The sequence below is a fragment of the Streptomyces palmae genome, assembly GCF_004684805.1.
GTDB lineage: Bacteria > Actinomycetota > Actinomycetes > Streptomycetales > Streptomycetaceae > Streptomyces > Streptomyces palmae.
This window is the reverse complement of record NZ_SRID01000247.1, coordinates 1-10,400: the sequence shown is the minus strand read 5'-3', so window position 1 is coordinate 10,400 and position 10,400 is coordinate 1. Positions and strand designations below refer to the sequence as shown.

Genomic DNA, 10,400 nt, shown 5'->3' with positions numbered 1-10,400 from the left:
CCCCTGTCCACCGGGGGTGGGACCGCTGGGACCGCACCCCCTCGACCCCCGCAAGGAGAGCGACGTGCTGCGCCGCGCCTTCATGACCGGCGGCCCGGCCGCCCTGGCCGCCCCCGCCCGGGGCGACGCACCGGCCCGGACGCCCCGCCGGGTCGGCGAACCCGAGGCCGCCGCGATCGAGGACGCGGTACGCCGGATCCGGGCCTTCGACGATCGCTTCGGCGCGGACGGCCTCTATACCCGCGCCGCCCAGCCGCTGCGCACCGCCTACGCACTGCTGGACGCGGGCACCCACCGCCCGGCGGTCACCGGCCGGCTGCACCGCGGCGCGGGCGAGCTGGCCATCTCGGTGGGCTGGCTGGCCCATGACTCGGGCCGGTACCCGGACGCCCGCTCGTACTACGCCGAGGCGCTGGCCACCGCGCGGGTGGCCGAGGACCGGGCCCTGGAGGCGCACGCCTTCTGCAACCTGGCCTTCCTGGCCCGGGACACCGGCCGCCCCCGGGAGGCGGTGCGCGCCGCGCAGGCGGGCCAGGGCGCGGCCCGCGGCCTGGCCTCGCCCCGGCTGCTGTCCCTGCTGGCGCTGCGCGAGGCGGGCGGCTGGGCCGGCCTCGGGGACCGGGTGGCCTGCGAGAGCGCGCTGCTGCGGGCCCAGTCGCTGTTCGGGCAGGGCCCGACGTCCGCCGACCCGGAGTGGATGAGCTTCTACGGGGAGGCCGAACTGGAGGGCCTCGAGGCCCAGTGCTGGGCTGCCCTGGGCGACCCGCGGCGGGCGGCCGAGCACGCCCGGCGCGCGGTGGCCCTGCAGGATCCGCACTTCACCCGCAACATCGCGCTGTTCACCGCGGAGCTGGCGGGCGACCTGGCCGACGGCCGCCACCCCGAGGAGGCGGCGGCTGTCGGCAACCGCGCGCTCGACCTGCTGCGGCAGGTGCGGTCCGGCCGGATCCGGGCGATGCTCGACGGCGCGGCCGGGGCGCTCCACCCGCACCGGAGCACCCCCGCGGTGGCCGAGTTCCTGGCCCGACACCGGGCACCCGGACTCCCCGCCTGACCCCGTCACCGGGCGCGCCGGACCACCCGCCTGGCCCCACACCAGCCACCCGGATCTACCCGCGCGACTCCGACGCCGGCCACCCCGGAGCACTCACCGGACCCCGGCACCGGGCGCTCGGCTACCGCCTGACCCCGTCACCGGGCGCTGGGGCTACCGCCCCGCCTGGCCCCGGCACCGGGCGCGCCGGACCACCCGCCGGACCCCGGCACCATCGCAGCGAAGCAACCCGCGGCCCGGCAGCGGCGTCTCTTCCCTCGCGGCTCGGGCCCAGGCAGGGATACGCGACAATGGTGGATCGTGTCGTCTCCGTGGGACTTCCGTGAGATATCGTCCCCGGTTCCAGGGCACGGAGGGCGGGGCCGAGCCAGGGCGGTGAGAGTATGCATCGCTCACGCCGTAGGTTGATGCGCGCCGCCCGAAGGCCCGCCTGATTTTTTGGAGAGCGTCCGGATGCCCGACACCGTGTCCCGTACCGGAGCATCACAGGGCGTTCGGCCCCGTTGGTGGACCGAGCTGCCGCTGATCGCCCTGGTGTACGCCGTGTACTCGGCCGGCCGGCTGCTGGCGCGCGGTGATGTGTCCACCGCCGTCGACCACGGGGTGCAGATCCTCCGCTGGGAGCAGGATCTCCACATCGACTTCGAGACCCCGCTCAACAAGATCTTCACCCACCACGCCTGGATAGGCGTCCCCGCCGACTTCGTCTACGCCTCGCTGCACTACGTGGTCACCCCCCTGGTACTGGTCTGGCTCTGGCGGAGCCGCTCCGACGACTACCGCGTGCTGCGCACCTGGCTGCTGGTCTCCACGCTCATCGGACTGATCGGTTTCACCCTGCTGCCCACCTGCCCGCCCCGGCTGCTGGGCCACGGCTTCGTGGACACCATGGCCCAGTACAGCGACTACGGCTGGTGGGGCGGCGAGGCGAGCGCGCCGCGCGGCATGGGCGGGATGACCAACCAGTACGCGGCCATGCCCAGCCTGCACTGCGGCTGGGCGCTGTGGTGCGGGGTGGCGCTGTGGCGGCACGGGCGCTCGGTGTGGGCCAAGGTGGCCGCGGTGGTCTACCCGCTGAGCATCATCCTGGTGGTCATGGGCACCGCCAACCACTACTTCCTGGACGCGGTGGCCGGGATCGCCGTGATGGGCGTGGGCTATCTGCTGGCCCGGCCCGCCCTGCGGCTGACCCAGCCGATCTTCGCCCGGTTCCGCCGCCCCTCCGACACGGTCCCGGCACAGGCCGCCCCGGCGGTGCGCATCCCCGCCCCGGCCGCCCCGGGCGACGACACCGCGGCGGGCGCCGACGGCGCTCCCGGGCGCCTGGAAAACGGCGAGTCCCGCTCCGTTGTCAGTGCCGGATGCGAGACTTCGGCGCGTGAACGCGAACGCATCCCCCGACAGTCCAGCGGAGGCGCCCGCGGCGGATCCGCCGCGGATCGGCCCGAGCGCGCCGACGGCGGTGCCGAGGCCGACGACGGCACTCCGGCAGCGGCTCGCTGAGCTGCGCGGCCCGGCCGTCGCCCCGCAGCCGCTGGACGCGCGGGCGCTCGCCGCGCTGGCCGCCAACCCCGGCTGCCGGCGGCGCACCCTGCTGGACGGCGCCGGGGTGGACAAGCGGGCGCTGGCCGGGGCGCTGGGCGCCCCGGCCGGCTTCGGCCAGTCGCAGTTCGCGATCCAGCGGGGCAACGTCTTCGAGAGCCGGGTCAAGGGCGACGGCGGCGCCGAGCTGGTGCGGCTGCTGTGCGAGCGGCTGGGCGGGGCGGCCGGCGAGCCGCCCGGGCCCGGTGAGGTGCGCACTCCCGAGCTGACCGCCATCGGCCCCGAGGGCCGTACCGCCCGCACCGCGCTGGCCCTGCGGGAGGCCACCGCGGCCGGCTGCTGGACGCTGCTGGACCACCCCATGGTCAGCCTGGACGTGGCGGGCTCCGCCGCCTTCCTGGAGCCGGACGCGGTGGTGGTGCACCCGGACGGCAGCTGGACGGTGGTGGAGATCAAGTCCTTCCCCGTGGTGGACGGTGCCGCCGACCCGGCCAAGGTGGGGGCGGCGGCCCGGCAGGCCGCGGTGTACGTCCTGGCGCTGGAGCGGGTGGCCGAGCGCGTCGCCGCCCCGTCGCGGCCCGCCCCGGCGGCGCGGCGCGTGCGGCACCGGGCGCTGCTGGTCTGCCCGAGGGACTTCTCCAACCTGCCCACCGCCGAGCTGGTGGACGTGCGCCCGCAGCTGTCCGTGACCCGGCGGCAGCTGGCCCGGCTGACCCGGGTCGAGGAGATCGCCGGCGCCCTGCCCGAGGGCACCACCTTCGACCTGCGGATGGCGGACGACCGCCGCACCCCCACCCGGCCGGCGGCGGAGCTGGCCGCCGCCCTCGACGCGGTCCCCGCCGCGTACGCACCGGAGTGCCTGTCCGCCTGCGAGCTGGCCTTCCACTGCCGGGAACGGGCCCGGACGGCCGGTGCGGTCACGGCGCTGGGCCGCGGGGTGCGCGGCGAGCTGGGCGGGCTGACCACCATCGGCGCGGTCCTGGCCGCCGCCTTCGGCGAGGCCCCGGACCCGGTGGACGGCGCGGGCGACCCGGCCATCGAGGCGCTGCGCCGGGCCGCGGCACTGCGCGCCGAATCCCTCACTGCCGCCGGCCTCCCCGCAGCGGAATTCACCTCCGCGGGCCTCCCCGCGGCGGACCGCACCGCCGGCGTCCGGGAGCCGGCATGTCGCTGATCACCACGCTGGCCCGGATGGAGGCGGTGCGGGAGGGCCGGGCGCGACCGCTGACCACCGTGCGGCACCGGCATCTGTCCGCGCGGCCGATGGTGTTCGTGCCGCTGACCACCGCGGGTGAGGCGGGGGCGCCGCTGGGCGCCCTGGTGGGCACCGAGCGGGAGGCGCCCCGGCTGCTGGTGGTGCCGCAGCCGCGCGACCGCGATCTGCGGTTCGCCTTCCTCGCCGAGCTGGCCGAGGAGATGCTGCCGTATCTGGACGGGTTCGCCGACCGGGTCGAGACGGTGCGGCGCAAGGAGACCGACCCGGGGACCGGGAAGAAGGTGCCGGTCGAGGTCGAGCTGTGCACCGACGCCCCGCAGCTGCTGGTGCCCAGCGGGGCGGGGCTGGAGTACGTGCGGCTGCTGGGCCGGTCGATGCGGTTCCGGCGGACCGCCGAGCAGGATCCGCTGGCCCCCTTCCCGGCGCCGCCCCGGGTGCCGCTGCTGGGCCGCTGGCTGACGCACTACGGCGAGCGGTCCCGGGTGCCGGGCTCCGCGCTGCTGCTCTCGGTGACCGGTCTGCTGGCCCTGCACTGGGCGACCGGGCAGAGCGCGCTGGAGGACCAGCACCTGGGCGCGCTGCTGGGCTGGATCGATCCGCCGCCGGGGGTCAGCGGGGAGCGGGCCGCGCTCAGCGCCGAGCTGGACCGGGGCGAGGACGGGCTGCTGGTGTGCCCGCCCGCCGGACCCGCCACCGACCCGGTCTTCGACAACACCTGCCTGGCCCCGGCGATCAAGCGCTACGACCAGGCGCGGGCCGCGGTGGCCGAGGGCCGGCCGGGGGCGGTGGCCCTGCTGCGGCGGGCCGAGGCCGAGCTGCGTGAGCTGGTCGCCGGCCAGCTGCGGCCCACCTGGGACGCGGTGTGGCGGGCGGTGGACCTGCTGGCCGCGCTGCCCGAGGGGGCGCGGGTGGCCGAGCGCTGGACCCGTGACCGCTGGTCGTACACCGGCCACCGGGACCGGATCCGGGCCGGGGAGCCGCCGCAGCCCAAGCGGGACGACGCGGTGACCGCGGCGCGCAAGCTGATGGCCAGGGAGACCGCGCAGGCCCAGCTGGACGCCCAGCAGGCGCTGGACGATCCGCTGGTGATGGCGGGGCGCCGGCTTGCCGGGGAGGCGTTCGCCGGGGAGGTCACCGAGGTGGAGATGGCCTGGTCGGAGGCGAAGGTGCCGCGTCCTCGGCCGCTGGTCACCGTGGTGACCGAGGACCTGCCGCAGCTGTCCGAGGAGTCGCGGGGCACCCGGCTGTACCGGGCGCTGCCGGACGGCAGGACCCAGACCGCGGAGTTCGCGGAGTTCGCCGGCCGTACGCCCGGCGCTCTGGTGGTGCGGCTGACCGGCGGCATGGGGCGCGGCAAGGTGCCCGACCCCGGGACCGTGCCCGAGGTGGGCGACCGGGTGTGCTGGACGCTGTTCGAGCACGCCCCGCGCGGCGGCCCGGAGCTGCCGGACCCGGAGCGTACGCCCTGGACGCACGGCGGCCCGCCGGATTCCGCCGCCGTCGACGCCCCCGACCCGGTGACCGAGGAGGACTACCTGTGACCGGCACCCACCAGGCCGTCCGGGGCTTCGATCCCGGCGCGGAGGCGGCGCGGGCCACCGACGCCATCCTCCACGACACCCTGCACGGCGGGCACCGCGGTGTGGTGGTGGACTCACCGCCCGGCGCGGGCAAGTCGACGCTGGTGGTGCGGGCCGCGCGGGAGCTGGCCGCCGCCGGGCGCCCGCTGATGGTGGTGGCGCAGACCAACGCCCAGGTGGACGACCTGGTGGACCGGCTCGCCCGGGAGGACCCGGAGCTGCCGATCGGGCGGCTGCACAGCAGCGACCAGCACCCCTACGACCCGGTGCTGGACCGGCACCCCCGGGTGGTGACCTCCGCGAAGGCCGCCGACCTGGCCGGTCTGGGGGTGGTGGTCTCGACGGCCGCCAAGTGGGCGCACACCAGGGCGGCCGAGCCCTGGCCGCACGCCATCGTGGACGAGGCGTACCAGATGCGCTCGGACGCGCTGCTCGCGGTGGCCGGCCTGTTCGAGCGGGCGCTGTTCGTCGGCGACCCGGGGCAGCTGGACCCGTTCAGCGCGGTGGGCACCGAGCAGTGGGCGGCCTTGTCGTACGACCCGTCGGCGAGCGCGGTGGCCACGTTGCTGGCGCACAATCCCGGGCTGCCGCAGCACCGGCTGCCGGTCTCCTGGCGGCTGCCGGCCTCGGCGGCGCCCCTGGTGTCCGCCGCGTTCTACCCGTACACCCCGTTCCGCAGCGGCACCGGGCCCGGGGACCGGCGGCTGGCCTTCGGCGTCCCCTCGGACGGCTCGGGCCCCGACCGGGTGCTGGACGAGGCCGCCGAGTCCGGCTGGGGGCTGCTGGAACTCCCCGCCCGCCGCACCCCGCGCACCGATCCGGAGGCGGTACGGGCGGTGGCCCTGGTGGTCCGGCGGCTGCTGGACCGGGGCACGGCGGCGACCAGCGAGCGGGGCCCGGATCCAGTACCGGTGACGGCCGACCGGATAGCGGTCGGCACCGCGCACCGCGACCAGGCCGCGGCCGTCCGGGCGGCCCTGGTCGAGCTGGGGATCTCCCAGGTCACCGTGGACACCGCCAACCGGCTCCAGGGCCGGGAGTTCGATGTGACGGTGGTCCTCCACCCGCTCTCCGGCCGCCCGGACGCCACCGCCTTCCACCTGGAGACCGGCCGCCTGTGCGTACTGGCCTCCCGGCACCGGCACGCCTGTGTGGTGGTGTGCCGCGCCGGCGTCGCCGAGCTGCTGGACGAGCACCCCTCCACCGAGCCGGTCCAGCTGGGCGTGGCGGTGAGGTTCCCCGACGGCTGGGAGGCCCACCACGCGGTCCTGGCCCACCTGGCGGAGCACCGCGTGAGCTGGCGGCCGTAGCGAGGCGCTCCCGGCCCGCCATGCCGCCACCGGAGCACCGGCCGCCGGCCGCCGTGGGCAGCGCGCCCTGACCGCGCCTAGCGGCACTCACCCCGCCCCGCGCCGGACGGCCGACCGGCCGCAGCGCGTAGCACCGGCCCGAACAGGGGAGATTTCCAGCGAGGCCCGGACGGGGTTCGCCCGGGCACTCACCATGTCGGGCGCTCGCGGAGGGCCGCCGTTCGTACGGCCGGCGCCCCCCCCGCGGGCTCTCGGATCCCGGGGCGAAGGACGCTCTGGCAGTTGCCAGGGCCACTTGCGCGGGGCGGGACAATGGAATGCGGCAGACGATCCGGGAGGTACGTACATGTCCGAGCCCCAGGCGGCTCCACATCCGAGCACCGGCTCCGAGCGGCGGCTGAAACCCGCACCGCTGCTCTTCGAACCGGCCGACGCCGCGGCCGACCCCGAGCACTTCTTCGACCTGGAGTCGATCGAGGACCCGGGCGAGCTGCTGGCCCGCTCCACGGAGCTGGCCCTGGCGTTCCGCGTGGCCACCGACCGGGCGATGGAGTTCCAGGCCATGGCCGCCGCCCAGCTCGCCGATCCGCAGCGCTTCGACCGGCTGCCGCTCGCGATGATCGCGGAGCGTGCGGAGTGGACCGAGGACTACGCCCGGAAGATGGTGGAGTTCGGCGAGGAGCTGCTGCGCCACGGCGGCCGGTCGCAGTGACGGCACCGGGCGGAACCCGTTGGTGACAGCCCCGGACAGGACCGGCTGACGCACCCCCGCAGCCCGATCGGCCCATGACCGCATCATGGGCCGTTGGCATGTGCGCCCGGGCAAGATACTCCGCCCGAGCCGGCCCTGTCCCGGTTTTCCCTCTTCGACGGAACCGGAACGCGGGGCCCCGCTACACCTGGTGTGCATGAGCAGATGGCCCCGGGAAACCCAGCAGACCGCAGACCGCATCACCCCCGCCGGAGCCGACTGGCTCGCCTCGGCCAGCCCCTTCCCGCGCAGTGTGCGCGCCCTGTGGGCCCAGCACCCCACCGCCCCGGTGGTGCTGCCGTGCGGAGCCTCCTTCGACGTGATCAGCGCCCCCGCGCTGTTCGGACGCCGGATGGTGAACCGGTTATGGGCCGACGGCCCGGGCACCGGCCCGGTGGCGGCGCAGCGCGGCCGGCTGCTGCTGTTCGCCGCCCCGGGCACCGCGCAGCGGCTCCCCGCGCTGCTGCGCTGGGAGGAGTGGCATCCGACGGCCCCGCCGCTGCTGTGCCACGGGCCGGGGGACGCGGTGACCGTACCCCCGCCGCACCCGGCTCCGTCCTCGGCTTCGGAGGAGTCCTCCGCGGTGGATGACGGCCCGGGCGGCACCGAGGGCTCCCGCTGGCTGGTGGCCCCGGACCGGCACGCCCCGTGGCTGCCCGGCGCCGACGTCCTGCTGTGGGCCTGCGTACGGGCGGCCCGCGCCACCGTGGAGCCGGTCCTGGGTGCCCCCGTGACCAGGGAGCCCGCCCTGTTCCCGGGCTGAGCGGAGGGCCACGGGCACCGATTTTCGCTTCGCCGGATCCGGGTGCTAAGGTCTTCTACGTCAGCAGGCGCCGCTAGCTCAGTTGGTTAGAGCAGCTGACTCTTAATCAGCGGGTCCGGGGTTCGAGTCCCTGGCGGCGCACCGACAGAGAAAGGCCCTCCACCACGGTGGAGGGCCTTTCTCGTGCACACCCGCACCCGTCCGATACGGGTGCGTGAGCGCCACCGCCGTACCGAGCGCCAGGGCCCCGCCAGGCGCACGTGCCAGGACTCCGCCCAGTACACAACGCCACGGCCTCGCCCAGGTACACACACGCAGCCCACCCAGCACACGGGCCGCACCCCGCTCCGTACACACACCGCGGCCTCGCCCGGCGCACGCGCCACGACCTCGTTCCGTACACAGCCACGGCCCCGCCCGCACACGCGCCAGAACCTCACTTACACACGCCGCAGGCCCGCCCGCACACACGCCGCGGCCCCGCTCGCCCGTGCCGGAGGGGGAGCGGGGCCGCGGCCGGCCCGGCGGGGAGGGGGTAGCCGGGCGTTTCACGGTGGCTGGTCAGGCGGCGAACAGGTCCAGCACCGGGCGCCGCCAACGGCCGCCCGACTCCAGGTCGAGGGCCGGGTCGGAGGCGAGGACCGCCTGCTGGAGCTTCTGCAGCCGCGGCGAGGGCTCCAGGCCGAGGTCCTCCACCAGCCGGGCCCGCAGCCCCTGGTACACCTCCAGCGCCTGCCAGGGGCGGCCGGCCCGGTAGAGCGCCGCCATGCACTGGGCGTGCAGCCCCTCGTGCAGCGGGTGACGGGCGGTCAGCTCGGTGAGTTCGGTGAGCAGCGAGGCATGGCGGCCCAGCCGCAGGTCGGCCTCGATGCGGCGCTCCAGTACGCCCAGCCGGCTCTCCTCCAGCCGGGCCACCTCGATCTCCAGCACCGGGCCGACCCGCACGTCCACCAGGGCCGGGCCGCGCCAGACCGTCAGCGCCTCGCGGAAGAGCATCGAGGCCTCCGCGTCGTCCCCGCCCTCCAGCGCGTCGTTCCCCGCGGCCACCAGACGGTCGTACTCGTGTACGTCCACCGCACCCGGGTCGGCTTCCAGCAGGTAGCCGCCGTACCGGGTGGCCAGCACCGCCTTGGACGCCTCGGGGGCCTCGGGCCCGTACGCGGCGGCCAGCCGGCGGCGCAGCTGGAGGATGTACGTCTGCATGGTGGTGAGCGCGCTGCGCGGCATATCGCTGCCCCAGATCTCCTCCATCAGAGTGGGAACGGGCAGCATCTGGTTGGCGTAGACGGACAGCAGTGCAAGGATCTGCCGCGGCTTCCCGGCACTGGGCACGATCGACTGACCACACGCCTCGACGCTCAGTGGCCCCAACAGCTTGATGTCCATGGATCGGTACCTCCGTCACCCGTCACACATACGTCGGATACCTCTGGCCGCGGTCTGCCATCGAGGCACATACGAGCCTCGCGCGGGGGTGGGGTGCCCGGCCAGTGCCGGTTTCCCGATCTCGGTGTGAATCCTGGGTGGCAAGACCCATGACAAGCTCACACCCTGGTGATGAAAGGGTCACCGGTCCGCAGTGCATTCCTCCTGTGGACACCTTGTCGGGACCACCCCGAACTACGAGGAGAAACCCCCTATGAACAGCGTGAACGCCCCCAGGCCGAGCCTTGTGGAGGTGCCCGGGCAGCCGACCGACACACCTCCCCTCACAGACCCCCTCCTGTCAACGGAGCTTGACGGAATACTGATCGAAGACCTCGCCGAAGCACCCGCGCGGCTGCCGCAGCCGAGCATCTGCATCTGCACCGTCGCCGCCGCCTGATGGGCACGCTGCGCTTCGCACCGCAGTTGCGGGTGGAGCCGGTACCGGACGAAGCCGTGTATCTGGTGTCGGAGCGCGGCGTGACGGCACTGCACGGCCGCCCCGTCGCCGTGCTCGCACCGCTGCTGGACGGCACCCGTGATCTGCGCCGGGTCCTCGCCGACGCCGCACCCCAGGTGCCGGCCCGGGAGGGCGCGCGCATCGTCCAACGCTTGTGCGAGGCGGGCCTGGTGTACGAGAGCGACCGGCCGCCCGGCCCCGCCGAGGCGTACTGGGCACTGGCGGGGTTACCCCCGGGCGGTGGCGCCGCGCCCGCGGTGGCCGCACTGCCCGTCCTGGATGCCCCGACGCCCGCCGAG

The 10,400-nt window shown here is 75.6% G+C and carries 9 protein-coding genes, 1 tRNA gene and 1 pseudogene; 10 read left to right on the top strand and 1 reads right to left on the bottom strand.

The window, feature by feature from the left end; genetic code table 11:
• From E4099_RS22365 to E4099_RS22330, 8 genes are all read left to right on the top strand, one after another.
• Positions 1 to 1,054 (top strand): tetratricopeptide repeat protein (locus E4099_RS22365; RefSeq protein WP_135340901.1); only part of this gene is annotated, 1,054 nt, incomplete at its 5' end.
• A 453-nt stretch (positions 1,055 to 1,507) separates the two neighbouring features.
• Positions 1,508 to 2,557: a phosphatase PAP2 family protein gene (locus E4099_RS22360; protein WP_135340900.1), complete on the top strand. Its 1,050-nt coding sequence runs from the start codon at positions 1,508 to 1,510 to the stop codon at positions 2,555 to 2,557.
• A complete protein-coding gene (locus E4099_RS22355; protein WP_245245079.1) occupies positions 2,493 to 3,770 on the top strand; it encodes a hypothetical protein in 1,278 nt (425 codons plus the stop codon). The genes E4099_RS22360 and E4099_RS22355 overlap by 65 nt, the downstream gene beginning before the upstream one ends.
• Positions 3,761 to 5,353, top strand: coding sequence for a hypothetical protein (locus tag E4099_RS22350; protein ID WP_135340899.1), 1,593 nt, complete (start codon positions 3,761 to 3,763; stop codon positions 5,351 to 5,353). The genes E4099_RS22355 and E4099_RS22350 overlap by 10 nt, the downstream gene beginning before the upstream one ends.
• Entirely contained in the window at positions 5,350 to 6,702 is a 1,353-nt protein-coding gene (locus E4099_RS22345) for an AAA domain-containing protein (protein WP_135340898.1), read from the top strand. Before E4099_RS22350 ends, E4099_RS22345 begins: the two co-directional genes overlap by 4 nt.
• 346 nt (positions 6,703 to 7,048) lie before the next feature.
• Positions 7,049 to 7,414 (top strand): hypothetical protein, encoded by a 366-nt coding sequence (locus E4099_RS22340; protein ID WP_135340897.1) that lies wholly within the window; start codon positions 7,049 to 7,051, stop codon positions 7,412 to 7,414.
• A 196-nt stretch (positions 7,415 to 7,610) separates the two neighbouring features.
• On the top strand, positions 7,611 to 8,216 hold the full coding sequence (locus E4099_RS22335; RefSeq protein WP_135340896.1) for a bifunctional DNA primase/polymerase: 606 nt from the start codon (positions 7,611 to 7,613) through the stop codon (positions 8,214 to 8,216).
• A 67-nt stretch (positions 8,217 to 8,283) separates the two neighbouring features.
• A tRNA-Lys gene (locus E4099_RS22330) sits at positions 8,284 to 8,357 on the top strand.
• A gap of 420 nt (positions 8,358 to 8,777) precedes the next feature.
• On the opposite strand, the gene E4099_RS22325 is transcribed toward E4099_RS22330, so the two are convergent.
• A complete protein-coding gene (locus E4099_RS22325; RefSeq protein ID WP_135340895.1) occupies positions 8,778 to 9,602 on the bottom strand; it encodes an AfsR/SARP family transcriptional regulator in 825 nt (274 codons plus the stop codon).
• Between the two features lie 253 nt (positions 9,603 to 9,855).
• Here E4099_RS22325 and E4099_RS22320 point away from each other — a divergent pair, with 253 nt between their 5' ends.
• Positions 9,856 to 10,041 (top strand): hypothetical protein, encoded by a 186-nt coding sequence (locus E4099_RS22320; protein WP_135340894.1) that lies wholly within the window; start codon positions 9,856 to 9,858, stop codon positions 10,039 to 10,041.
• Positions 10,041 to 10,400: pseudogene (locus tag E4099_RS22315) on the top strand (TOMM precursor leader peptide-binding protein); the annotation flags it as partial. The gene E4099_RS22320 and the pseudogene E4099_RS22315, both read left to right, overlap by 1 nt.

Bases quoted from the DNA above. Each gene is read 5' to 3' on its own strand.
- E4099_RS22350 (WP_135340899.1), top strand. From the start codon at position 3,761: ATGTCGCTGATCACCACGCTGGCCCGGATGGAGGCGGTGCGGGAGGGC.
- E4099_RS22360 (WP_135340900.1), top strand. From the start codon at position 1,508: ATGCCCGACACCGTGTCCCGTACCGGAGCATCACAGGGCGTTCGGCCC.
- E4099_RS22335 (WP_135340896.1), top strand. From the start codon at position 7,611: ATGAGCAGATGGCCCCGGGAAACCCAGCAGACCGCAGACCGCATCACC.
- E4099_RS22340 (WP_135340897.1), top strand. From the start codon at position 7,049: ATGTCCGAGCCCCAGGCGGCTCCACATCCGAGCACCGGCTCCGAGCGG.
- E4099_RS22320 (WP_135340894.1), top strand. From the start codon at position 9,856: ATGAACAGCGTGAACGCCCCCAGGCCGAGCCTTGTGGAGGTGCCCGGG.
- E4099_RS22325 (WP_135340895.1), bottom strand. From the start codon at position 9,602: ATGGACATCAAGCTGTTGGGGCCACTGAGCGTCGAGGCGTGTGGTCAG.